The organism is Halobacteriovorax sp., from assembly GCF_048381875.1.
GTDB classification, from domain to species: Bacteria; Bdellovibrionota; Bacteriovoracia; order Bacteriovoracales; family Bacteriovoracaceae; genus Halobacteriovorax_A; species Halobacteriovorax_A vibrionivorans.
Genome location: NZ_JBLXBP010000002.1, coordinates 595,877 through 620,377, shown reverse-complemented (window position 1 = coordinate 620,377; position 24,501 = coordinate 595,877). Strand labels below are relative to the sequence as shown.

Below are 24,501 nucleotides of genomic sequence, written 5' to 3'. Positions count from 1 at the left end.
AACTACAAAATTATTTCTTTTATAAATGAGCTTATGTAAATACATCACTCACGTCATTTTTACAAGCCAAAAGAGGCCTTGTTTTTATCTATTCTTAATTCGCATGCTCGCAAGTCTCTGAATTTTGGTCAACACCACATATTTGGCAAAGACCTTTACAATCTGCGTCATGTAGAGGGTAGTGATTTACTGCCAAAAAGCAACATTCTGCCAAGGCTTCTTTTAAGTCGGCCTTTCCGCGATTATGAAAGTACATATCTGCCATTTCATCACTTACAAAAATCTCATCAACCTCTTCGTACTCAGGATCGTCTTCGTAGCGCTTATTTACATATGCAGCTGTGAATTCAGAATCAAAAGTCTGTGGTGTATCAATTAAGCAGCGGATACAAGTTGCTGTATACGCCCCTGATACCTTTCCTTTGACGATTAAGTGCTCACCAAAAGTATAGTCTCTTGCATTTTTTAGTTGTAGCTCTACGCTTAAGCCTTCAAAACCTTCCGGCTTAACTTCAGGTTCAAAGTCTTTTGTGATTCCATCAAGAATCTCTTTTACCCAAGTGCAATCTTTATCAGTAAGATTGTAAGTTTCAAACTCGTCTCCAACTCGTGAGATTAGGATTGTCGAATCTTTTAGAAAGCTATTTTCTTTATTAACTATTTGCATATTTCCTCTAAATTTAGATGTCCTTCTGTGTATATTGCGTAAGGCCAAAATGCAAGAAAATTAGGACATTATGGTGGGAATCGTGTAGTTTTTTACGTATGAGAATCTTTATAACGGGCTTTTCTGGAGCCGGCAAAACAACTTTTGGTGAGAAACTATCTAAAGATAGTGAATTTCAAGTATTTGATCTGGATGAAGAGATTTTTAATCGAATGGGGACTGGCTACGACAGTCTTGGGGAGTATATCCAAGAGATCGGTATTGATGAATTTCGTAAGGATGAATTTGATATGCTCAAGCTCCTACATCAAAATATGAAGGATAACTATATGATTACATTAGGAGCAGGTGCTCTTGATGAAAAGAGTGTAGCAGATTTTATAGAAGAGATTGGTGGAAAAATAGTCTATTTAAAATGTGACTTCGAAGAGTGTTGGCAACGTTTAAAGAAAGATGGAAATCGCCCTCTTGCTAAATATGGCCGCGAGTTTATGGAAAATCTCTATAAAAAGAGAGCTCCTACTTATGAAAAGAGTCATCTTTTACTTAATCAAGAAGAAATTCTTGAAATAAATACAGTCCAGGACCTCTTAAAATTGCTATAGAACGTCTCTTTTGATACGATTTTAAGCGATGTTATGTCCTTAGAAGGAGTTTTTGCGCCATGACAATGAATAGTCCAAAAGTTGCGATCCTTTCATCAATGATTGATGACTGTAAATCATTTTCAAAAATTTTCAAAAGTATTAATACAGTTGTCGACTCATATGACACTGTAGACTCTTTCTTAATCGCTCACTTACAAAAGCAATACGACCTTGTTATAGCAAGTGCAAATGATGCGACATTTGAGGGACAATTTCTTTTTAATCGATCTGAGTTAAAGGCCGTTAAGAGAGCTTTCATTGTTTCAACGAATTCAGAACTGAAGACTGTTGCAACGAATGAGAATATTGGAATTATATATCGCGATTTAGATTTGCTTGCGCAAATTAGACATGTACTAAATCAGTACAATCAACAAACATCGTTAAAGAGACAATTAGCTCAACTTGAATCATTTCATGATAAGTACCGTCACCGTCAAGAAGCACTTGTTGCGAGTCTTGAAAGTGAAAGAACGAAGACTCTTTATGGGAAAGACTTCTTTGAAGTTTGTGACAGCATTAATTTTAATAGAGAAGAAAATGATTTAACTTCTCTTATAACAAATGTTTTTGAACCTTTAGAGTTTGTCTCAGGTTATACAATTTTTGAATTAAATCAAAAGACCAATAAGCTTTCACCTTTAAAGCATGATGGGCATAAGTCTATTGAAGTTCCTGAGGTTTGGCTTGGTCATATTAAACTTAAAGGTGTTAATGAAAATGGAATGAATATGGTGAAGAATATTGTTTCTAACCTAGTTCACAATCCTGTTGTTACCTTAGAATTATCGGAAAATGGTGTCGATACAACTAGTGTTGTAGCACTTGAAGTTGATCGCGACTATTTATTTAACTTTAATTGGCAGGTCATAGAAACACTTTTAAGTGGGATTTATTCTCAAATAAAGAATTCATTAACTCATGTTTCTTCTATCGCACAGGCTAAAGGGCCATTTGAATTATTATCAAATATCTCTGAAGTTAGTCATGGAAGGAATTTAATATCGATTGATACTTCTGAAATTACAGATCTAATGGAGTTAAGATCAGACTTCTCATTTGACTGGAATACATTTTGGAAAGATATGAAAGTTTATCTTTCTCAAATCACTAGTATTGGCAATATTTACAATATCTCTTTTGAATCAATTGTACTGGATGTGGAAAATGACTTTTTTGATGAAAGTTATGCAGCCGCTCAAGACCTTTGTAAGAATATAAGATTAGGAAAGTATTTTAGCGGAAAAGATAAGAGTCTTATTCTATCAATGCAGTTAAATGTTTCTGAAATTCCTTACTCTGGGTATTCAATGGTGACGACATCACGAAAGTTGAGAGGAAAAAGAGCGTTTCAAGATAGTACCTTATGAGAATAAAAAGTAGTATGGAGGTTAATGTCTCCACTCTTGCGCAAAACTATCAACTTTTAAAAGAAATTTGTCCTAATAATGAAACTCTCTTTATGGTCAAGGCCAATGCCTATGGACATGGACTGGTGCCAGTTGTTAAGTTTGCTTATTATGAGCTTGGCATAAAAGAGTTTGGCTGTGCCAGTATTGGAGAGGCTCTTAGGCTTCGTGAAGAAATTCCAAATGGAGAGTTTGAAGTTTATGTCTTTTCTGATGTGAACCTAGACCTTCAAGAAGCAGCAGATATTTATTTAAATAATCGAATTATCCCAGTTATTTCAAATGAAACAAACTTAGAGTTCTTCTTGTCTCATGAGGAATTTCGCTACTTCCCACTTTGTTTAAAATTTAATACGGGAATGAATCGACTCGGAATAAAAATGGATCGAATTGATTATGCGATTCAAATAATCAAAAAGCATGGCCGATCAAGTATTTATCATTTGATGACCCACTTTTCGAGCTCAAGCTTATCAATGCAAAAAAATAAGAGAAATCTAACTCAAAAAGAGAATTGGAAAGAATTAAAGTCTCAAATCAATAGTTCTGGAATTGAAATTCATAAATCATCAATTGCAAACTCTGGTGCAATTGAGCAAAAGGTTGGACTTGAAGAGTCTCATGTTCGTGCAGGATTAATGATGTATGGCCCGTCTTCTTTGTTGCCTCAGTATAATAAGTTGAGTTGCTGGAAAGGAAAGTTGATCTCTAAACTTGAGACAACCTTTATTGATAGTTTCCAAGTTGATCGAGGTACGCCTATAGGCTATGGAGCAACCCCATGCCCATCAGCAGGTACAGTAGGAGTTTTTGCTCTAGGATATGGTGATGGTTTTTCAACTCGCTATCAAAATGTTCACCTTAATCATGGAGAGTATGAAGGGCAAATTGTAGGGCGAGTTAATATGGATATGGCACAGATTTTGTTTCCTAACACAAACTTAACAATCAAAAATGGAGAAAGGTTTGTCGTATGGGATCAAAATGGTCAAAACTTTTCTAATATATGTGTCGAATCAAAGACTATTCCTTACGAAGTGTTCATTCACTTAACTGAAAGAATTCCCAAAATATATCGACAGTAAGTAGCAGTTTCATTCTTTTTCCATTAGAATTTAAGTAATGAATCTTTTACTTAGAACATTTGTTTCCTTTAATGAAAATATAGGAAAATTAGTTATTTTCAATTTGGCAGGTCTTGGCAAAGTGATGAAGTTCATTGTGAACTTTTTTTACTGGTTAACGAAGAGGCCGTATCGTTTCAAATTATTTTTTGAACAAATGGAATTTGTCGGAAACAAAAGTCTATTTATTATTTTCTTGGCCGGTGCATTCACGGGAATGGTTATGGCCTATCAAACATACTTTGGCTTTAAGTTAATCAATGTTGATTCTCTTGTTGGTCCAGTTGTTGCAATTTCTTTAGCAAAGGAATTGGCTCCTGTTTTAACAGGGCTAATTGTTGCAGGTCGAGCAGGGGCTGCTATGGCAGCACAAATTGGAACGATGAAAGTTACTGAACAAATTGATGCTCTTGAAGTTATGGGTATTAGTAGTATGCAATACCTTGCTGTTCCAAGAATTATTGCTGGTACTTTATCAGTTCCACTATTATCAGTTTTCTTTTTATTAGTAGGGAATGTTGGCTCATACATTGTCGGAACCTATGCCTTGCAGATTGATGATGCCATATACTTGTCTAAGCTTGGACAATTTATGTATGTCTCAGATATTTTCCAAGGTGTAATTAAAGCGACTGTCTTTGGTTTCGTTATTTCAGTAATTGGAACTTACTTTGGCTTTGCTGTCACAAAAGGTGCACAAGGAGTCGGTAAGGGGACAAACCTCGCTGTTGTATGGGGAATGATTTCGGTTTTAGTTTTAGATTATTTTTTAACAAGTTTCTTAGTGCAGGTGATGTAGATGTTAGAGTTTGATGATCATTCAGTACGAATTAGAAACTTAACCAAGACTTTTGGTAAGCACACTGTTTTAAGTGAATTAAACTTTGATATAAAACGAGGAAGTATTACTACAATCCTCGGCTTTTCAGGAGCTGGAAAATCAACACTCTTAAAGCATATCCTAGGACTTCATCATCCAACTTCTGGATCAATTGAGGTTTTGGGAAAAGACTTATCAACTCTTCAAGAAGATAAGCTTCGTGAATTCCGTCAAAACTACGGAATGCTTTTTCAATATGCGGCACTTTTTGATTCAATGACAACAATTGAAAATGTGGCCTTTCCATTAATTGAATTCACAAAATTAAATGAAAGTGAAATTAAAGAGAAAGCAGCTTCTTTATTAAAGTCAGTAGGTCTTCAGGAGATCTCTTTTGATAAACTACCAAGTGAATTGTCTGGTGGTATGAGAAAAAGGGTAGGTCTTGCAAGAGCACTGGCCCTAAGTCCACAACTTATGCTCTATGATGAGCCAACAACTGGACTTGATCCTATTACAACTAAAATGGTCAACGATTTGATCATAGAAACAAGTAAATTACATAAAGATATTGGATTAACCTCAATTATTATTTCGCACGACGTAAAAGCATCGCTTGAAATTTCCGACTACGTTGCCTTTTTAAACCGTGGTAATATTGTTGAGTATCTACCTGCAAATGATTTTAAAAACTCAGACCATCCATTGGTTCAAGAGTTTATTAATTTATAGGTAGTTCCAGGGAAGAGGAATTATATGAATGAATTTAAAGTCGGCTTAATGGCCTTGGCCGCTATGATAGCTGTTGTTGTTATGTCCTTAGTTGTAACTTCAAACCAATCTGGTTTTGGAGCTTATAATGATTATTACACAACTATTAATGATGCCTCTGGTATCTTTCCAAAAACTCCAATCAAAGTTGCTGGTATTAATGCGGGACGAATTAAAGATATTCAACTAACTGGAAATAAGGCCCGTATTAGTTTTGAGGTTCTTGAAAGAGTTAAGATCACAAAGGGCTCCAAACTTAGAATTCGATCAGTAGGTTTCTTAGGTGATAAGTACTTAGAGATTTACGTTGCTAATAATGATGAACTTCTTCCTGATGGTTCAGAGCTTCTAGCAGAAGAAAAAGCAGGTATTGAAACACTTCTAAAAGATGCAAGTGAAGTTATGCAAGATGTAAAAGTTCTTGTTGGAAGTATTAAAGAGTCTTTTGTTCCTGAGGGTGGTGAGCCAGCGATGAAAAAGATCGTAGCTGATGTTCAGGAGACGATAACGAATACGAAAGAATTAACAGGTAAACTTAATGATCTCGTTGGAAGGAATAATCAAAAACTTCAACGAATTATTGATAATCTCGAAGACTTTACTGCTCAAATAGCATACCAGACAGATGCAAACGAGCCAGCAAGTGCTGTTGCAGATGTAAAAGAGATTCTTAAGAAAGCTGATAATATGATGGCCGATCTTGAGGACCTTGTTCAAAATATTAAAGATGGGAAGGGAACAGTTGGTAAGCTTCTTGTTGAAGAAGAGATTGCTGATGAAGTTAAGTCAACTCTATCAAGTGTTCAAAAAGTAATTGGTCGAGTTGATAGTATCCGAACACAATTGTCGGTTTATACTGGTGCAAATACGAGAACTGATCAAACAGACACAACTGCTGAACTTCGTATCTTTCCATCCCCTGGCCGTTTTTACCTGGTAGGTGTAACGACTTCTGAATTTGGGCCAGAAAGACGAAAGATTACAGAAACAACTGTTGGTGGGACAACGACTATTGAGGATGAGAAGGTTAGAAAATACAATGACGTTCTCCTCAACCTTCAATTAGGACGTCGTATCGACAATTGGACATTCCGTGGAGGACTTATCGATTCTTATGGTGGTCTTGCTGTTGATTATAATTTTGATGACTGGAATACCATTACAAGCCTTGAGGTTTTCGATTACCGAGATAATATTGGGCCAAATATTCGTATCGGATTAGATTTTCAACTATGGAGTGTAATTTATGGTAAAATTGAGGGTGAAGATTTAATTAATGATCCTGGTATGGTTTATAGTTTAGGATTAAAGTTTAATGACGAAGATATAAAAGGCTTAGTAGGGATTTTCTTATAAAGAATAAGTAATGACGGAAAGAAACTGGTTAATTAGAACAGAATCGAAAAAAATACTCGGTCCACTTTCAAAGCAGAAGGTTGTCGAGTTTGTACAAAATGGAACCCTCTCTGGAGAGGATGAGATTTGTAGCGGTAATGGTTACTGGTTTTGGGTCAAAGAAGAAGACCTATTAAATAAGTTTCTCTATGGAGATGAAGAACAAACCTTCAATCCTGTAGCAGAGGCCAAGACGAAAGTTGCAAATAGCGTAACAAAACTTGTTAAAACAAGTGGTATCGTAGAAAAAATTTCTAAAGAAAATGGGGATGAAATCCCTGCAACACCATTATCTTCTGAAAACCCTGCAACAGATATTTCAACAACAATTAATGATGAAGAAGAAATATTACTTCCTGCTGAAGATGACTTAGATTTTCCAGAGCCAATTGATTACAGTGATACAGCAGTTGCAGCTCCAAGTAGTGAGCCTAATATTGTTCAAGAAAAACCACTGGCAGATGTGGCCAATGACGAATCAATCAGTTTAGCCGAAGCAACAAGTGCTATGGATATCGAGGAAGAAGAAGTAATCCTTCCTTCATCGGATGATCTCGATTTCCCAGATATTGGCGGTGTTTCAGAAAGTACACCTGCTGAGGAAGTTGCACAAGAAGCTTCTCAAGTAAGCCAAATTGATCAATTTGTTGAAGAAGTAGAAAAGAATAAAGAAGATGAACTAGCTGCTCAAGCAGAAGAGATTCTTAAGTCTGAAAAAAAACAACCACCAACTGCACCGGATTTAGATAGTATTGAAGATGATAATATCGAGCCTATGAAGGCCGTCGAAATGCCTCGTCCTTCAAAAAAGAAGAAGTCAGGTGCTAAGAAAAAATCAAAAGCTAAAAAGAAGAAAAGAAAAAACGATTATAGCTTTGTCTATATTGCTATTGCTGTATTAATTGTTCTTCTTTTCTTTATTTCAAAATTCTATTCAAAGCTTGTAGGTAAGGAATTGTTTTCTGATATTCAATTTAAAACACCAACTAGCTTAGTTTACGCGCAAGAGTTTAGATCACAGGATAAAAAAAAAAGATTTTTCTAAACTATGTGAATGTTTCATATAGTTTATCATTAGAAGGTGTCGAGTATATACCGGACTTTATTAAAACACCTCCTAGTACTTGTGATAAAATTACACAATTTGAGTTCAATTTGATTTATGCTTTTACGACGTCAGAACTTAAAAGTGACGAGAAGCCTTGGGTTGAGTTTCAGGCCAAGTGTCAGCATCTATTTTATCCAGATATCGTTATAAAGTCTTATGTTGAGTCTCGTTCTGATAAGCCTATTTTGGAGTTTGAAGAAGCTTTAAAAATGAAGTTTGATAGTAAAAAAGTAGCTCATCAAAACTTCTTAAAAAGTTTAGAGAGAAAGAATATTCATCAATTACTTTTAGAAATAATAATCGCTTCTTCGTTAAATAAAAACGAATGGCTAACCACTGTTATTATCGACTTATTAGGTAGAGATATTACAAATTATTCTGTTTGGATTAATGAAAATATCATTCCAAATTCAAGACAGAAGTATGCAAAATATATTAATAGAACATTTGAATTGGTAAACGAGTCCAGTATAGATGAATTTTATAAATTAATGTTTTTTAAAAAATTCACTCATATATCTACTGGTGATAGTCGATTAAAGTTAACACAGCTTTTAAATCAAACTTTTGGAGCAACTCTTGAGTTTGATATAACAAGTTATAAATATGGAGTTAAGATGACTCCATTTTGGGTGCAGGAGCTTGAGAACTTTAATGAAAAGAAGCGCTTAGTAGAGAGGTTCTTTGCGACTCCAGCTGTAAAAGAGTTATCTGATTATAATGGCCTATTATTCGAATACAACCTACCAAAGGTTGGAAGTGGCCGAGATAAGATTATCGATAAAATAGCTAGTGAGTATAAGGATTATAATTTTGATAAAATGATGTCCTTGATTTCTGGATTGCGTAACCCTGTTTTTAAAAAAGAGTTGGTCAAACGTGATAAGTATTTTGAAAGGCCAATCTTTAGTATTGAAAGAACTTTTCTAAATAAGAAATTAAGAGAAAAAAAGAGTAGCTGGCTTGCGTATCAGCTGTTATATCTTGGACAAAGAAACGAAGAAATTATTAAAAACTTAATGGTTGATTTATGAAAGACTTATTCATTTATCCAACGGATACTGTCTGGGGAATTGGAGGAGATCCATTCTCTATTGAAACGTATGAACTCATTGCTCAAGTGAAGGGAACTTCAATTAGAAAGCCTTTGAGTATATTAACTAATGATGTTCAAAATTTGATTGATACTTTTCATGGCTCAGAATCCTATGCAGCTCTTTTTGATGACCTTTTCAAATACGAAATCACAGTGGGACTGCCGAAGGCGAGTTTATCCCTTCAATTTCCTGAAGGTCCATTTGATGAAACGGACTTTATATGTTTTCGAGTCATTCAAAATGAGATCATAGATGAGTGTATTAAGGACTTTCCTGGATTCATTACTTCAACAAGTTTAAATAAAACAGGTCAGCCTCCGATTTACGATTCTGAAGAAGCAAATGAATTTTGGCATCGATATTGTCCTGATAGTAATTTCATTAGTTCAGATTTTCTTAAACCGAGTGGGCATTCATCAACTATTATCTTAATCTCAGGATTGACGGCCCAAGTTGTTCGAGAAGGTAATCATATTGACAATATTTTAGAAGTGTTAAAATCTCATGGCATTAATTACTGATTATTCCCAGCCTTCCTTTTATCATTTTTCTCGTGATTCAATTGAGTTAGCAAATTGTGTAGCCGAGCATATTGAATTTCATGAGCTTGTCGTTGATAAGCTCGCTGATCTCTGCTGTGGTTGTGGTGTCATTGGACTCGAGATCTTACAAAAACTAGAAGAAGAACCTCTCAGTTCGATAAAAGAGATTCATTTTGTTGAAGTGCAAGATGATTACAACTCTCATCTTCATCGTAATATTGAACAAGTTAAAAGAGGAATAAATGGCCTTGAATATCAGGTTCATTTCGAAAATATTCTTCAATTTAATACAGTAAAAGACTTTGACCTTATTGTGATGAATCCACCATATTTTAAAAATGGCCATGGAAGATCAAGTGAGAATGAAAAGAAAAGAACTTGCCGGGAGTATTCTGGTGATGAGCTTAAGAGTTATATCGTTCACGCTGCTAATTTACTGAGCCAAAATGGTGTTCTATTCTTTGTTTGTCGAGAAGATGAGCAAGTAAAAGAATTACTAAGAGGTATTTCTAAGATCTATTATATAGAGAAGGTTGAGGAGGCGGAGGGCTTTTCGATTTTCTTACTTCTTCGTTCTCAGTTGCATTAATATTGAAGTTAATGACTTTTTGAGCTCTTCATCTTCAATATCTGAAAATTGTTCTTGAGCATCTCTCATAATGGCTTTGTATTCTGGAGATTGTGGATGTAGACGATTTTCAACTTCTTGTTTTACTATCTCTTTTCTTTCGACTTCCGACTTCTTTTTCTGGAAGAATTGATTATCTACTTGGAAGAAGATTTTCTTAATCTGTCCTTTTGTTGCAGGTAGAACATTTCCAATTGATTTTATAATTTCTGTTTCCATGTATTTAAGCTGTTGAGCGTAAACAGGATGTGAAGTTAAAATCGTTAGAGATTTATTTTTTAGCTTAAGTGGAATAGTGAATTGAGAAAGCCTTGGCCCTACGATCTTATTCCAAGAACTTGAGAGCTCGAGAAAGTCAAAGAGATCAATGGCCTTATTCGCTTTAAAGTTAGATTGTTTATTACTATAACTACCATAACTTGAAACGCTCGCAACACCAGCGTTTTTACTGAAGTCACTATCGATATCTTTTAAAACATCTTTTAAATTTTTGAGATTTTTCAGCTTTTTCACAAGATGCATCATATATTAAAGAGGTCTTACCAGTCAAAGTAATAGACGATTGATTGAATCATAGGCATATTATTAATATGAGGTTTTTCGTATTAACTTGTTTAATTTTACTTTCTTCTTGTGCAGGGTATCGTTTCAGTGAGTCAAATAACCCATTTGAGGCCCAAGGAGTTAATAGTATTACAATTTTTGTTGTAAAAAATCACACTGGAATATCAGGTCTTTCTCAAATATATACTGATGAAATTGTTGAAACTCTTTCTTCTTTTAGTTCTTTAAGGGTTAGAACAGGAAAGAATTATGACAGTGATGCAATTTTACTTGCAGAGATCACTAGTCGAAAAAAAGCGGGGAAAGAAGTTACTGAAACTGGTGACACCTTAATGAATGATGAGCAGAAGAATCAATTGGGTGGAAATAGAAATGCCTTCTATCTAGCTACATCTGGAAGTTATCAATTTCAGATACAAGTGACAGTCTTTAAGAAGCCAAATAATGATGAAATTCAGTTCTATGAATCATTTTATAAAATTGACCACTCTCAATTTCCTCGTAGTATCTTTTCAAAGACTTTTAATATAAGTGATTCTTATATTATTGAAAATACAGTTGGTGGAATTGACAGTGCTGCTCCTCTTAGAAGTGTAAAGAATCGAGGTACTTTTAAGAAGTCCCTAGCTGATGGAGCAAGTGATTTCGGTGATGACTTTAGAGAGGTTCTTCTTTATGCCTTCTAAAAAGCAAAGCTTTGATATTAATAGCGTTGATCAAGTTTCAAAAGTTCTTAGTGAATTAAATGGCCTATACCATTTAGCTGTCCCAGATGAATTTATTTCAAAAATCGTTTGTGACAAATTAAAAGGTGAGACAAAGAAGATGTGGCCTAATGAGTTTAATATCGACTTTGTAGAGCAAGAGCTTCTTGCTGGAGGCGGTCTATTTGGGACTAATGGCCCTTATGTTGTTATTGATGCTCAGGATATTAAAGCTAATGCTTTTGAAGCATTTAATAATAATCGTCACTTAATTGAAGACTCAATTATCTTCATAACGAAAGGGCGTCTGCCTAAAGCTTTTCCTAAAGATATGAATGCTTTGGCCATCGCTGCACCAAAGCCATGGCATTTTGGCCAATACTTAGATATTTTTGCTAAGTACTTTGGTTTTCAAATGAATCCTCAAGTGAAGAATTTTATTGAAAAGTCAGTCCAGGATAATGTTGGTGATTATTTCAATTCATGTCATATTCTTTCTCACCATGTGGACGCAAATGGGAATATCTCTCTTGCAAAAGCCAGAGAGCTTATAAAGGTGAGAAAGTTAGATTTCTTTGATCAGACAGATCTTTTTAATCAGCAAAACTTAAAAAGGTTCTACCTCAACTTATTATTAGTGGAAGATGATTTTAGTTTATATATGGATTTCTTCCGTTCATTTCAGGGCCATATATCAAAAATTATTGACCCTAGCTATTTGGCCACTAAAAAATCCCTTAGTAAGTATGATAGGGGAATTCAGTTAGCATCTAAAAAGTGGAATTTTGAAGAGTTAATCGATATTCAGCAGAAGATGATTAATTTTGAAGTGCTGGCCAAGTCTAAAGACCTTTGGCTTAGAGATCAAATCCGTAGAGAATACCTCTGTCTCTAAAATTATAAGAAAAAATTAAGAAGTTAGTATTTTAAAAGATATAGCTACAAACACAAAAAGCGGAGATTGCTCTCCGCTTTTTATATATCAAACTATCTAATTAAAGATTAAAGCTTGTTGATTTGGTTTGCTAGTCTAGAAGTTTTTCTTCCAGCTGTGTTAGTTTTAATAACACCGTGCTTTGCTAGACGACCAAGTAGCTTTTGAGCTGTAACTAGAAGAGTTGATGCTTCTTCTTTCTTACCTGCTTCAATAGCATTTCTTACGTTCTTAACAGCTGTTTTTACAGCAGTTCTTCTTGAAGTATTTCTTTCGTTTCTAACAATTGCTTGTCTAGCTCTTTTCTTTGAAGATTTGTGGTTTGCCACAATGGACTCCTACGTTTAACTTGTTCAACATCTAATTAATAAGTCACTTTTTATAATCCGCACAATGCATTTTTGCAAGAGAAAAGTGAATATTACACATCTCTACAATAGGATTTATGGACCTAGCTCCTTTTTATGATTAAATGATTCATGGCGTCTAAGTATTTGATATATCTGAGTGAAATAGTAATTTAATGGACGATCCTTTATAATTTAGGTACTTTGAATGCCAATACAAAGGAGACACAATGATTAAACAAATTGCCGTTATAGGAGCAGGGCAGATGGGTCGAGGAATCGCTCAAGTTGCCGCTATGAATGACTATAAAGTTTTTATGTATGATATCTCAGCTGAAGGCCTTGAGTTCGGACAGAGCTTTATAAAAAAGCAATTAGAAAAAGGTGTTTCAAAAGGTAAGTGGGAACAATCATTTGTTGATTCAACACTAGCTAACTTAAGTGCAACTTCAGAAATGAATGATCTTAAAGATTGTGACCTTTTCATTGAAGCAGCTACTGAAAATAAAGAGATAAAATTCAAAATCTTTAAGCAATTAGATGAGATTGCAAAACCTGAAGCAATCTTAGCTTCAAATACATCTTCAATTTCAATTACTGAAATTGCTGCAGCTACTTCACGTCCAGAAAAGGTTGCTGGAATGCACTTTATGAATCCAGTACCTGTAATGAAGTTAGTTGAAACAATCACTGGGCTTGAAACAAGTGCTGAAACAATTAATGCTGTTGAAGAAGTAGCAACAAAAATGGGTAAAACTGTTGTACGTGCAGATGATGTAGCAGGCTTTGCTGTTAATAGAATCCTTATGCCAATGATCAATGAAGCTTTCTACACTCTATACGAAGGAGTTGCTGAGGCTAAAGGGATCGACGATGCTATGAAGCTTGGATGTAACCAGCCAATGGGACCACTAGAGCTTGCTGACTTTATTGGACTTGATACATGTTTAGCTATTATGGAAGTTCTACATGATGGCCTAGGTGATACAAAGTATCGTCCATGCCCACTTCTTAAGAAGTATGTAACAGCTGGTCGCTTTGGTCGCAAAGTAGGGAAGGGTGTTTATGAATACTAATTTTGAAACAATTGCTTTTGAAAAGCTCGATGAAATTGGGATTTTAAAAGTAAATCGTGAAAAGAAATATAATGCACTTAACTCACAAGTACTTCACGAGTTAAAAGATTTTTTATCTTCACTAAGTGAAGGTCATGAGCTTAAAGGGATGATCTTTACTGGAGCTGGTGACAAAGCTTTTATTGCTGGTGCAGATATTGCTGAAATGAGTGATATGACAGTTGATGAAGGGCATGACTTCTCAACTCTTGGGCAAGATGTAACGCTACTTTTTGAAAGTTTAAATATTCCAGTAATCGCTTGTGTAAATGGTTTTGCACTTGGCGGTGGTTGTGAAATGGCCATGGCATGTGACTTTATTTATGCAACGAAGACAGCAGTTTTTGGGCAGCCTGAAGTAAAACTTGGTCTTGTTCCAGGCTTTGGTGGTACACAGAGATTAGCAAAGTTAATTGGACGCAATCGCGCTAAAGAAATTATTTATAGTGGCCGTAATGTTGATATTAATGAAGCAAAAGAAATCGGGTTAGTTGTTCGTTCTTTTGATTCACAAGATGAAATGATTAGTGAGGCGATGAAGACATTGGAAGCAATTTCTAAAAACTCACCAAATGCAGTGGCCATATCAAAACAAATTATGAACGAAGGAAATGACCTGACTAATGAACAAGGTCTAGATATTGAAGCTCGCCACTTTGGCGATATCTTCTCTTCTTATGATATGAAAGAAGGAACAAAGGCCTTTGTTGAAAAAAGAAAACCAGAATTTAAGGGAGAATAATAATGATGTTAAGTGACTACCAAGAACTTAGAGACCTTGTTTCTAAATTTGCTGATAGCGAAGTAGCTCCTCTAGCGGCTTCAATTGATAAAAATGAAAAGATTCCAAGTGATCTCGTTGGTAAGCTCGGTGAGAATGGATTCCTAGGTTCATATGTTCCAGAAGAATATGGTGGAGCAGGAATGGATTATGTATCTTACTCGATCATCGTAGAAGAAATTTCTCGTGCTTGTGCTTCAACAGGGGTTTTAATCTCGGCACACACTTCACTATGTGTTTACCCAATTCTAAACTTTGGTAATGAAGAGCAAAAGAAGAAGTATCTTCCTAAGCTAGCTTCTGGTGAGCATATTGGTTGTTTCTGTCTGTCTGAGCCAAATGCTGGTACAGACGCAGGTTCTCTGACAACATTTGCTGAAGATAAAGGTGACTACTTTGAGATTAGTGGAACAAAGAACTTCATTACAAATGGTAAAGAAGCTAATATCGCAGTTGTTTTCGCTAAGACATCAAAAACAGATAATTACAAAGGAATCTCGGCATTCATCGTTGAATGTGACTCTGAAGGTTTTGAAGTAATGAAATGTGAAGATAAGTTAGGGATCAAAGGATCATCAACAGCTCAAATCGCATTCGATAAAGTAAAAGTACCAAAAGAGAATCTTTTAGGTGAGTATGAAAAAGGTTTCAAAATTGCGATGAATACACTAGATGGTGGACGTATCGGTATTGCTGCTCAGGCACTTGGTATTGGTGAAGCTGCATTCCGTTATGCTAAGCATTACTCAAATGAAAGAGTTCAGTTTGGTAAGCCACTTCATGCAATTCAAGCAATCCAGTTTAAGTTAGCTGATATGAGTACAAAACTTGCAGCATCACGTCTTCTTATTTGGGAAGCATCTCGTAGAAAAGATAATGGTGAAGAGTACTCATTACAATCTGCTCAGGCCAAGCTTTTTGCTGCTGAAGCTGCAATGTGGATTACGACTCAAGCTATTCAGGTTTGTGGTGGTAATGGATATACTAAAGAGTATCCGGTTGAGAGGTTCTTCCGTGATGCTAAGATTACTGAAATTTATGAAGGGACTTCAGAAATTCAAAGAGTCGTAATTGCCGCTAACGAGCTTAAGAGCTTAAAGTAGGCGTTGTTCTATTGAAAGAGAAGTGATACGGTTTTAACTTGTTATGTTAAAGAAAATCTTGGAGAAAGTAGGCATGGCCAAAAAGAAAACTACTAAGAAGAAAACTGCGAAAAAAGCGGCTAAAAAAGTAGCAAAGAAGACTACGAAGAAAAAGACTGCAAAAAAAGCGGCTACTTCTTCTGCAAAGAAGAAGGTAGCAAAGAAAACTACGAAGAAAAAGACTGCAAAAAAAGCGGCTAAAAAAGTAGCAAAGAAGACTACGAAGAAAAAGACTGCAAAAAAAGCGGCTAAAAAAGTAGCAAAGAAGACTACGAAGAAAAAGACTGCAAAAAAAGCGGCTAAAAAAGTAGCAAAGAAAACTACGAAGAAAAAGACTGCGAAAAAAGCGGCTAAAAAAGTAGCAAAGAAAACTACGAAGAAAAAGACTGCGAAAAAAGTGGCTAAAAAAGCAGCAACTTCTTCAACAAAGAAGAAGACAGCTAAAAAAGCCGCTTCTTCAGTTAAGAAGAAGGCAGAAAATAAAGTAGCAAAAAAGGCTGAAGCGACACCTAAGAAGAAAACTTCAAAAGCTAAAGCAAAGAAGGAAGAAGTAGTTGAGGCAGTTGAAGAGCAGCCGGAACTATTTACTGAAGAAGAGGTAGTTGAGGAAGTCGTTGAAGAGAAGAAGCCTGCACCAAAGGCCAAGAAGAAAACAAAAGCTGAAGAAAAGAAAGAAGCTGAAGAAGACCGTATCGAACAAGTATTTGATATGGCCGATAATTTAGATTATTTCCTAGGTGATACTGATGATTGTCTAGCTAAAGGATGTGATAATCCAGCGACAACGGCCGGTTACTGTCGTCTTCACTATATTGGTTATTGGAAAGAAATTAAAAACAAAATAACAATCCTTGAAGAGGGAATGCTACAGAAGTTTGTTCGTGAGATCACTTCTAAATATCCAGTAAAAGTTATCGACGAGGTTTTAAAAGATCTTGCTGATGATAAGTCTTTCGTTGATGTTCTTCGTGAGATGGATATTGAAGCAGATGAAAGCTTTGATGAAGTTGATGATATTGATGCAGAAGATGATCAAGACATCGCCTTCGAAACAAAGTCATCTGTTAAAGCTATTATGGATGAGGAATAGCGTCATTGTTTGCCCAAAGGCAAACTATTGGACGCTATGCCAGCTCCCCATGCAAAAGAAATTAAACTAATTCAACAAGCCGGGTTCAAGCCCGGCTTTGTTGCCTCTGGAGCAATGGGAAAGAAAACGCAAAGAAAAAGCGACACTTTAGCGAAGCTAAAGTTAGCCAAAACCCCCGCAAATAAAAACCGACATTTTCACGAAGTGAAAATAAGCAAAAGAACCCCGCAAAAGAAAGCGACATTTTTGCGCAAGCAAAAATTAGCAAAAAGCAACGCACTGTTTACGTAAAAGTCTGCTGGAACCCGAAGAACCCGAACCGGAACCCTATGAGAGGAACCTATGGGAAACTCTATTCCTCTTGAATATTCTCGGCCCCATCAAATAAACTAAAGATCAGTTTATTGATATCTTCCAACTCTACAGTTGTATCGTCATTAGGAGCTTCAGAGTAATCAATTCCTGCCTGAGCAAATCTCTCCCCAAGCTGATCCTCTGAATAGCCAAGTGTTGCTAAATTTACGTTCATCTCTTCATATTTCTGCTTATTTTCTTCAGATAGAAATGAATTTTTCATTTCAGCTGATAGGGAAGCGGTGTTTCGGTTTTTAACTTCTTCACCATCTTCACCAGTACTAGAAACCTCAAGAAATGATGAAATGATATTGTTATAGTGAACTAGTTTTGAAAAGTTCTCTGGTCGTGATTCAATATCTTTAGCAATCTTTGCGATTTTTTCAACATCCTGGGCATTATTAGCATCAAACTCATCACCTGTTGTTGTATGGGCTTCAATCTCTTCTCTTAAAGAAGCAAGGATGGCATCTTTCTTTGCTTGATAACGACTCTCAACTTGTTCTTTTACACCTTGAATTGTTGCAAGTTCTTGGGCCTGCGTTTCTGTATAACCTTCTTCAATTAGGATCTTTGCGATCTCTTCTGGATCGTTTTCACTATTTTTTAACTTTTCAAGAGTCGCTTCTTGTTGGACTTTTAGCTCACCTAGAAGTGCGTATTGTTCTTCTTTATCTGTTGCTAAGTATTGACTACAAGCTTCAGCATCTACAATTGCTCCGTCTTTATAGCACTCTTCCATTTTTGCAACATCTTGCTTGTGACCTTCTGATAAGGCCTCAAGGGCCTCACCTGAAGAAATCGTCGTTAGAGCATTGATACTCTCGTCTTGATTCTTAGTTGAGTCATAGAATTCAACATTTTGAATTCCGGCCATTCCGGACTTCTTATCGAGTTTGGCTACGATATCATCTGTTTTAAGAAGACTTTGCTTAGCTAGTTCAATATATTGAACAACCTGGCAGGCCCTCATATTAGAGTTATCGACAATTTTCTCACATGTTTCAGTTTCATCTGCTGTAGGGTCTTTTCCCTTCTTCATGCGGTCTTCACATGAGCCAAGAATATCTGAATACTTCTTTGAATCTTTTTGTTTCTTTGTTGAAACATCATATTTCTTATAGGTAACTTCATCTTTATTAGCACTCGAGCCAATAGCACAAATTACAGGTAGGTTTTGAATACATCGTTCCCAATTTGAATATGCACCTTTTTCGATGTCTTGCTTATTAAGACTAGCGATATTTTTGTTCTTATCACCACTCGCTTTTTCATCACTAAAATGAATAAGGGGATATGCTGGTATTCCTGTTTGATGTATTTCTGTAGCGTATGGCCCAGTCTCAATACAATATGATGTCATTGAAGCAATAATATTTTTACCAAGTTGAGTTTTATAGAGTTCAAAGAAAGTTCTTTGATCAGCGATTTTTTCAAATCGGCCTTTATCACTTTGATACTCACCGTAAAGGGCCTCTTCAAGGCGTTTTTGGAAAAATTCCTTCAGGCCTTTTAATCCTGCCGACTGTTTCTTTGTCGTTTCCATGGTCGTGCGATAGCGTCCAGTACCTTCCTCGCCACTTTGCTCATTAACAAGCTTCATGACTTTTTCTTTAATACCTTCATCCGCTTTGATGCGATCCCATAAACAATTACTTAATTTATTGTCGCCATCTTCAAGCTTTCCATTTTGCGCATCAATTTGATAACACTCTGAATACATTTCTCGAACGCCTTCAACTTGCATAGCACTTTTAAAAAGAGGATTTTTACTACTGATAACTTGTAGATACTGGGCCTCTCCATTGTCATTTGCAAGGGCCGTTGTCAGAGACAAGAGTGTGAATAGCGTAAGAGTTTTCCTCATAACCATATTATACTACTCGGTTATTTGAGGCAGAAGCTTTAGATAAATTTAATGTGATTTTAACTAGTTAGAAGAGAGCTAAGGGTTTGAAATTGCAAAGAAAATGAGGTTTAACCATCATCTCCAATGGCCTCAACTGGGCATGCTTCAAGGGCAGAGATACATTCTTCTAATTCAGCATCGTTTGTTGGCTGGAGTTTTACGAAGGCGTGTCCTTCATCATCATTCATTTCAAAGAAGCGAGGAGCCTCCATCACGCAAGCATCACAGGCGATGCATTGGTCATCAACATAGAATTTGCCATCTACATTCTGATCAAATTTTGCGCTTTTATCGGCCATCTCGCTTCTCCAAAAATTCTATAATTACTGTGGTAATTGAGCGTATTTATTTTGTTTAAAAGTATATTCTTTGCTTAAGTTATCTAGCAGATTTTTTATCATTTGTTGAGAACTAATATTTGTAAGACCTTCAATATTATAAGATTTTACATCTTTTTCATCAGCTGGCTTTGTCGCAACAATTGTTGTTTGTGTTGCTTCATCAAAAGTGAATAATCCGCTATCTTTTGAAAAGATCTCAGCTGTTTGCTTCTCATCTAATGCACCTGTTGGACCGGCACCTTCAAGCTTATTAATATTTTGATCTTTAATAGTTAAGTTGTACTTTTTCTTTAAACGACTAAGAGCTTTACCGCTTCCAGCTGCATTTTTAATCTCATTAGTTGCCTTGGCCACCATGTCTTTTATATCGATTTCTTTTTGTAAGATTTCTTTTGCAAGACTTCTTTCATGATTTTCAAGTTTAGCAACGACTGCATCTTTGCGATCTTGAGCATAGATAATATGATAACCATATGATGTTTTAACTGGCTCAGAGATTTCACCCTCTTTTAAAGCAAAGGCTGCTTTTTCAAATTCTGGTACCATTTGACCGCGCTTTACCCAATTAAGATCACCACCATTTTCTTTACCTTGTGGTTCTTGAGTATACTTCTTAGCAAGACGAACGAAGTTTTTAGGATTAACTTCCTTTCTAATCTTCTTTGCCTGCTTAAGAGCTTCTTCTTCATTACCTTCATCAACAGTAATAAGGATGTGTCTTGTTCTTACTTGTTCAGGTGTTGAAAGAACAGGCTTCTTTTCATTGAAAAGAGCTTCAACTTTTGACTTATTTTCTTCATTGCTTAAAAACTTAGTAATCTCTTTTTCTGAAACATTAACAAGCTTTCTAACTTCACTATGCTTTAAAGAAATAATTTTTGCATTTCTTTGGTCTTGGTATAATTCATTTAATTCGTTTTCTAGTCCTTTTGATAGAGGAACGTGTTGAACGATATTTTGTAGTCTTCTTAGGGCCACACGATCTTTCGTTTCATTCTCATAATCTTCAGGAGTGAATTTATTGTATGAAAGTAGTGCTTTATACTTTGTGATATCAAATTGCTTATTTGTTTGGAAATATGGCTGGTTTTGAATATCGTTGATAACTTCTTCATTTGAAACAACAATTCCTAGATCATCAGCAACAACAATTCTTAACTTTTGAAAAACAAGGTTTCTAATAGCATTGTCATAAACTTTATATTGAGACATTTGTTGTGATGTTAATGGTTGTCCACCATTTAGAATATTTGCGTAGAACTCAGATTGTCTTTGAACTTCAGCATTGAATTCACGAACTTTTATATCATGACCTGCAACACTTCCTATTGAATCAGGTGTACCTGTATTAAACATTGGTCCTGAAACCATAAATGAAATTACAATAATCCCGATAAAAAGAGTCAGGAATATCTGCGATGATTTTTTCTGAAAACTAGATGACATTATACCACTCCATGTAATTTTTGATTTCCGATATTATCACTTAAATAAGGTGGGTCGTAAAGATTATTGGCAGTTTAAATAATCCTGTGTACGATTTTAATATAAAAAAAATTAGCAACTTAGGATTAGAATGAAGCTGATCGCATCGGAAGGATCTCGAACCAAATTAATCATTAATCTCGTTGTCTTATCACTTGCATTTTACGGCGTGTCAAAACGTAAGGCCCCTTATAAAGAAGCCTCTATTTTCGAGAATGTAATGATGGATACACTAGCACCTCTTCAAAGAGGGATTTCCAACGCATATGGAAATGTCGCGTCTTTTTTTGAAGATTATATGCTCAATGTTAATGCGTCGAAAGAAAATGTTGCACTGAAAGAAAAAATCGGTGCCTTGAAGCAAGAGGTTTTTGCACTAAAGCAATTAGAGCAAGAAAATCGACGTTTAAGAGATATCTTAAATTTTGGAGAAAAGATAAAACATGAAATGATCTCTGCTCAGGTTGTGGCCTGGGACTCGTCGAGTGACTTTCGTGTAATTCGTATTAATAAAGGTGTTGAAGATGGTATTAAACTTCAGTCAACAGTTGTTACTTCTGAAGGTGTTGTTGGTTATGTATACCGTCTAACAGATCACTTCGCTGATATTTTAACGATCCTTGATCCAAGTAATCGCGTTGATGTTATTGTAAATCGCACAAGGTCTTATGGAATACTTGAAGGTTATTCTGGCTGGAGAACAGTGATGAAGTATGTCGTTCGTACTGATCCTGTTCGCCTAAATGATCTTGTTATCACTTCTGGTCTTGGAAATATTTATCCAAAAGGTATTCCTGTTGGAAGAATTACAAAAATTGAACGTGAAAGTTATGGGATTACTCAGCACCTTGAAGTAACTCCTGCGGTTGATTTTTCAAAGCTTGAAGAAGTTGCAGTTCTTGTAACGACAAAAGATCAAGAAAGAAAGAGAGTGGAGTGGCAAGCTCTAGAGAATAACGCTGAACAAGGAGATGACAAATGATTAAGTCATCAGATATCCCAATTCGTTTATTAATTACGGTTTTAATCCTTATTGTCTTAGAGGTTTTGGCAAGTGCCTTTCTTCCTTTATTTGGACTTAATAAGTACATGATTCCATTTAATATCTTAATTGTTCTCTATGTTGGGTTTAAATTAGAAACTCCTTACTTAGCTCTTATAATTCTCTCTCTTCAATTAGTTCATTCACTCTTCTCAATTGAAGGTTGGGAGTATGGGACTATTGCAGGTGTTCTTATTTGTATCGTCATTGCATATTTAAGAGATCTACTTCATTTTACAAGTAGCTTCATCACGATGCTGACTACATTTATATTTCAAATTCTTTGGTTCTTAATCAGTTCATCACTACTGTATTTAAAGTTTGATAGTTTTGATTATATTGTTCAGAAGTTTTGGCGTTTTATTCCAGAGAGTATAATTTTATCTTTATTGGCACCAGTTTTCTTCTCTTTACTTGATAAGGTATGGAAGACGAAAGGTGAAGGCCTTATGGGAAGTAATGTTTAATGTTTGCTGAAGAAGAAGTAGTTCGCTCCCATAAGACACGAGCGGATATTCTATTTACATTAATTACTTTAGCTTTTGCGATTATCTTAATTCGCCTTTGGTATTTACAGATATATCAAGGGGACCTGTTGTATCAATATTCGATTCAAAACCGCTTAAGAAAAGAGACAGTTAAAGCACCAAGGGGGATGATTTTTTCTCGTAATAATCAACTTCTTGTTGATAACGTTCCTCGTTTTGACCTCGTTATTATTCCTCAATATTTAACGAATAAGAAAGAGACTATAAAGAAGCTCTCAAAAATTCTTGAGATGGATGAGAAAGATATTTATAAAACGTTAAAGAAGTATCGTGGCCAAGCAAGATACCGTCCCGTAAGAATTAAAAAGAATATTTCAAATAAAGAAGTGGCCATTGTCGAAACTGAAAATGAAAAGCTTCCTGGTGTGCAGGTCGAAACATTTATTTCACGTGAATATCGAGATAAAGAAGTTGGCTCACACTTACTTGGCTATATTGGTGAGATCTCTCAAAACCAATTACCAAGGTATCGTAAAAGAGATAATATTGATTACAAGCTAGGTGACTTTATCGGACAAGCCGGAATTGAAGAACGTTTTGATCGCTATTTACGTGGAGAAGACGGATACCAAATTATGGAAGTCGATGCCAGAGGACGTATGCGTCGCTCAATTGGTACGAGTAATCTTTTGGCCGGTATTCAAAATAAGAAAGCTAGACCAGGAAATAATTTAAGATTAACAATCGATCGTGATATGCAAATTACTGCCTACAAGGCCCTTGAGGAAAAGGTTGGTGGGGTTGTAGCAGTAGACGTTAGAAATGGTGAAGTTTTAACAATGGTATCACGTCCTTCTTTTGACCCAGGACAATTTTCTAAAGGATTAACATCAGAGTATTGGAACTCGCTAATTAATAATCCTGATCGTCCTCTAAGAGATCGTACAATTCAGGATCACTACGCTCCAGGTTCAACTTTTAAAACTTTTACAGGAATTGCTGCTCTCGAAGAGGGAATTATAAAAGCAAAAGATGAAATAATGTGTGGCCCTCGCTTCAGGTTAGGACGTCGTACTTATAATGATTGGAAGCGATCTGGACACGGGATTACAAATCTGTATAAGTCATTACGTCGCTCTGTTGATGTTTACTATTATAAGATCGCTGTTGAACTGGATATTGATATCCTTGCAAAGTATGCTCGTATGTTCGGACTTGGTGAAAAGACAGGAATTGCTCTGCCTCGCGAAACAACTGGCCTTATTCCAACTAGAGAATGGAAGGAGAAACGTTTTGGTGAGAAGTGGCAAGACGGTGAAACTGTAAGTTGTGTAATCGGTCAATCATATGTTCTTGCAACACCTCTACAATTGGCCGTCTCTTATGCTGCCATTGCAAATGGTGGGAAAGTATTTAAGCCGCAAATTGTGAGAGAAGTTTTTAATAATAAAGGTGACATAATTAAAAGTTATAAAGAAGAGCTCATTCAAACGGCCGACATTAGCGAGCAAACTTTAGTCGACATCAGACAAGGCCTTTATGAAGTTGCCAATCATCCAAAAGGAACAGGTTGGTGGGTACGTGGTACAGGTATTAAAATGGCCGGAAAGTCTGGTACTTCTCAAGTTATTTCAATGACGACATCAGAGCTATTTTCGAAGTGTAGTGAAAAACCATATAACCAAAGACACCACGGTCTATTTGTGGCCTTTGCACCATATGAGAATCCAAGAGTTGCAGTTGCTGCTGTCGTTGAACACGGATGTTCCGGTTCAGGTGCAGCGGGCCCAATTGTTCGAGATGTTCTTACGACTTATATGAAAAAGTATATGCCAGATCTTCATCAAATTTATGCAAAAGAAGATCGTGCCATTATGAAGAAATACTTTGCAGAAAGAAGACGTAAGAGAGAAGAAGCTCAACGATTAAAAGAAGAGAAAGAAAAGAAAGAAGAACAAGCTTCAGAGTCTGAAGAAAATGGACGCGAAGAGGATTAA

Annotated in this window: 26 protein-coding genes; 20 read left to right on the top strand and 6 right to left on the bottom strand. The window is 35.8% G+C overall.

Annotated features, from left to right (window positions below; genetic code table 11):
- Positions 1-94: 94 nt before the first annotated feature.
- Entirely contained in the window at positions 95-667 is a 573-nt protein-coding gene (locus ACN5L8_RS07260; protein ID WP_115361830.1) for a YceD family protein, read from the bottom strand.
- Positions 668-765: 98 nt separating this feature from the next.
- Here ACN5L8_RS07260 and ACN5L8_RS07255 point away from each other — a divergent pair, with 98 nt between their 5' ends.
- From ACN5L8_RS07255 to ACN5L8_RS07210, 10 genes are read left to right on the top strand one after another with little or no spacing between them, the layout of a single operon-like run.
- Complete coding sequence (locus tag ACN5L8_RS07255) at positions 766-1,272, top strand: shikimate kinase (RefSeq protein WP_419172722.1); 507 nt, start codon at positions 766-768, stop codon at positions 1,270-1,272.
- A 59-nt stretch (positions 1,273-1,331) separates the two neighbouring features.
- Positions 1,332-2,684 (top strand): hypothetical protein, encoded by a 1,353-nt coding sequence (locus tag ACN5L8_RS07250; RefSeq protein WP_115361826.1) that lies wholly within the window; start codon positions 1,332-1,334, stop codon positions 2,682-2,684.
- Complete coding sequence (alr, locus tag ACN5L8_RS07245) at positions 2,681-3,808, top strand: alanine racemase (RefSeq protein WP_419172721.1); 1,128 nt, start codon at positions 2,681-2,683, stop codon at positions 3,806-3,808. Before ACN5L8_RS07250 ends, alr begins: the two co-directional genes overlap by 4 nt.
- Before the next feature lie 37 nt (positions 3,809-3,845).
- Positions 3,846-4,646 carry an MlaE family ABC transporter permease gene (locus tag ACN5L8_RS07240; protein ID WP_115361822.1) on the top strand — a complete coding sequence of 267 codons (801 nt, stop codon included), beginning with the start codon at positions 3,846-3,848 and terminating at the stop codon, positions 4,644-4,646.
- Positions 4,647-5,399 carry an ABC transporter ATP-binding protein gene (locus ACN5L8_RS07235; RefSeq protein WP_115361820.1) on the top strand — a complete coding sequence of 251 codons (753 nt, stop codon included), beginning with the start codon at positions 4,647-4,649 and terminating at the stop codon, positions 5,397-5,399.
- A 24-nt stretch (positions 5,400-5,423) separates the two neighbouring features.
- Positions 5,424-6,794, top strand: a complete 1,371-nt coding sequence (locus tag ACN5L8_RS07230) for an MlaD family protein (protein ID WP_419172720.1) — start codon at positions 5,424-5,426, stop codon at positions 6,792-6,794.
- Between the two features lie 10 nt (positions 6,795-6,804).
- Positions 6,805-7,878 carry a hypothetical protein gene (locus ACN5L8_RS07225; protein WP_115361816.1) on the top strand — a complete coding sequence of 358 codons (1,074 nt, stop codon included), beginning with the start codon at positions 6,805-6,807 and terminating at the stop codon, positions 7,876-7,878.
- A gap of 5 nt (positions 7,879-7,883) precedes the next feature.
- On the top strand, positions 7,884-8,975 hold the full coding sequence (locus tag ACN5L8_RS07220; RefSeq protein ID WP_419172719.1) for a hypothetical protein: 1,092 nt from the start codon (positions 7,884-7,886) through the stop codon (positions 8,973-8,975).
- A complete protein-coding gene (locus ACN5L8_RS07215; RefSeq protein ID WP_419172718.1) occupies positions 8,972-9,559 on the top strand; it encodes an L-threonylcarbamoyladenylate synthase in 588 nt (195 codons plus the stop codon). Before ACN5L8_RS07220 ends, ACN5L8_RS07215 begins: the two co-directional genes overlap by 4 nt.
- The gene (locus ACN5L8_RS07210; protein WP_419172717.1) at positions 9,543-10,169 is read left to right on the top strand and encodes a methyltransferase; all 627 of its coding nucleotides are present in this window, start codon (positions 9,543-9,545) and stop codon (positions 10,167-10,169) included. Before ACN5L8_RS07215 ends, ACN5L8_RS07210 begins: the two co-directional genes overlap by 17 nt.
- On the opposite strand, the gene ACN5L8_RS07205 is transcribed toward ACN5L8_RS07210, so the two are convergent.
- Positions 10,143-10,721: a DUF721 domain-containing protein gene (locus ACN5L8_RS07205; RefSeq protein ID WP_419172716.1), complete on the bottom strand. Its 579-nt coding sequence runs from the start codon at positions 10,719-10,721 to the stop codon at positions 10,143-10,145. The two genes, ACN5L8_RS07210 and ACN5L8_RS07205, sit on opposite strands and share 27 nt — an antisense overlap.
- A 77-nt stretch (positions 10,722-10,798) precedes the next feature.
- On the opposite strand from ACN5L8_RS07205, the gene ACN5L8_RS07200 reads away from it, so the two are divergent.
- Both ACN5L8_RS07200 and ACN5L8_RS07195 read left to right on the top strand, forming a co-directional pair.
- Positions 10,799-11,458 (top strand): hypothetical protein, encoded by a 660-nt coding sequence (locus ACN5L8_RS07200; RefSeq protein ID WP_120404183.1) that lies wholly within the window; start codon positions 10,799-10,801, stop codon positions 11,456-11,458.
- Positions 11,421-12,371, top strand: coding sequence for a hypothetical protein (locus ACN5L8_RS07195; RefSeq protein WP_419172715.1), 951 nt, complete (start codon positions 11,421-11,423; stop codon positions 12,369-12,371). The genes ACN5L8_RS07200 and ACN5L8_RS07195 overlap by 38 nt, the downstream gene beginning before the upstream one ends.
- 107 nt (positions 12,372-12,478) lie before the next feature.
- On the opposite strand, the gene rpsT is transcribed toward ACN5L8_RS07195, so the two are convergent.
- Positions 12,479-12,739: a 30S ribosomal protein S20 gene (rpsT, locus tag ACN5L8_RS07190; RefSeq protein ID WP_419172714.1), complete on the bottom strand. Its 261-nt coding sequence runs from the start codon at positions 12,737-12,739 to the stop codon at positions 12,479-12,481.
- 248 nt (positions 12,740-12,987) lie between these two features.
- Here rpsT and ACN5L8_RS07185 point away from each other — a divergent pair, with 248 nt between their 5' ends.
- The 5 genes from ACN5L8_RS07185 (at position 12,988) to ACN5L8_RS07165 (ending at position 17,176) form a co-directional block, all read left to right on the top strand.
- A complete protein-coding gene (locus ACN5L8_RS07185) occupies positions 12,988-13,833 on the top strand; it encodes a 3-hydroxybutyryl-CoA dehydrogenase (protein WP_419172713.1) in 846 nt (281 codons plus the stop codon).
- Positions 13,823-14,614, top strand: coding sequence for an enoyl-CoA hydratase/isomerase family protein (locus ACN5L8_RS07180; protein WP_419172712.1), 792 nt, complete (start codon positions 13,823-13,825; stop codon positions 14,612-14,614). The genes ACN5L8_RS07185 and ACN5L8_RS07180 overlap by 11 nt, the downstream gene beginning before the upstream one ends.
- Positions 14,615-14,616: 2 nt before the next feature.
- On the top strand, positions 14,617-15,756 hold the full coding sequence (locus ACN5L8_RS07175; protein WP_115361795.1) for an acyl-CoA dehydrogenase: 1,140 nt from the start codon (positions 14,617-14,619) through the stop codon (positions 15,754-15,756).
- Positions 15,757-15,829: 73 nt separating this feature from the next.
- Positions 15,830-16,885 (top strand): hypothetical protein, encoded by a 1,056-nt coding sequence (locus ACN5L8_RS07170; RefSeq protein WP_205570967.1) that lies wholly within the window; start codon positions 15,830-15,832, stop codon positions 16,883-16,885.
- Between the two features lie 27 nt (positions 16,886-16,912).
- On the top strand, positions 16,913-17,176 hold the full coding sequence (locus ACN5L8_RS07165; protein WP_419172711.1) for a hypothetical protein: 264 nt from the start codon (positions 16,913-16,915) through the stop codon (positions 17,174-17,176).
- Between the two features lie 61 nt (positions 17,177-17,237).
- Here ACN5L8_RS07165 and ACN5L8_RS07160 read toward each other — a convergent pair whose 3' ends face one another.
- The 3 genes from ACN5L8_RS07160 to ACN5L8_RS07150 form a co-directional block, all read right to left on the bottom strand.
- Complete coding sequence (locus tag ACN5L8_RS07160; RefSeq protein ID WP_419172710.1) at positions 17,238-19,106, bottom strand: hypothetical protein; 1,869 nt, start codon at positions 19,104-19,106, stop codon at positions 17,238-17,240.
- A gap of 110 nt (positions 19,107-19,216) precedes the next feature.
- A complete protein-coding gene (locus ACN5L8_RS07155; protein ID WP_115361792.1) occupies positions 19,217-19,447 on the bottom strand; it encodes a ferredoxin in 231 nt (76 codons plus the stop codon).
- A 24-nt stretch (positions 19,448-19,471) separates the two neighbouring features.
- Positions 19,472-20,935 (bottom strand): peptidylprolyl isomerase, encoded by a 1,464-nt coding sequence (locus tag ACN5L8_RS07150; RefSeq protein WP_419172709.1) that lies wholly within the window; start codon positions 20,933-20,935, stop codon positions 19,472-19,474.
- A 130-nt stretch (positions 20,936-21,065) separates the two neighbouring features.
- On the opposite strand from ACN5L8_RS07150, the gene mreC reads away from it, so the two are divergent.
- From mreC to mrdA, 3 genes are read left to right on the top strand one after another with little or no spacing between them, the layout of a single operon-like run.
- Positions 21,066-21,956, top strand: coding sequence for a rod shape-determining protein MreC (gene mreC, locus ACN5L8_RS07145; protein WP_115361788.1), 891 nt, complete (start codon positions 21,066-21,068; stop codon positions 21,954-21,956).
- Positions 21,953-22,483 (top strand): hypothetical protein, encoded by a 531-nt coding sequence (locus ACN5L8_RS07140; RefSeq protein ID WP_115361785.1) that lies wholly within the window; start codon positions 21,953-21,955, stop codon positions 22,481-22,483. The genes mreC and ACN5L8_RS07140 overlap by 4 nt, the downstream gene beginning before the upstream one ends.
- Positions 22,483-24,501 (top strand): penicillin-binding protein 2, encoded by a 2,019-nt coding sequence (gene mrdA, locus ACN5L8_RS07135; protein WP_120404189.1) that lies wholly within the window; start codon positions 22,483-22,485, stop codon positions 24,499-24,501. The genes ACN5L8_RS07140 and mrdA overlap by 1 nt, the downstream gene beginning before the upstream one ends.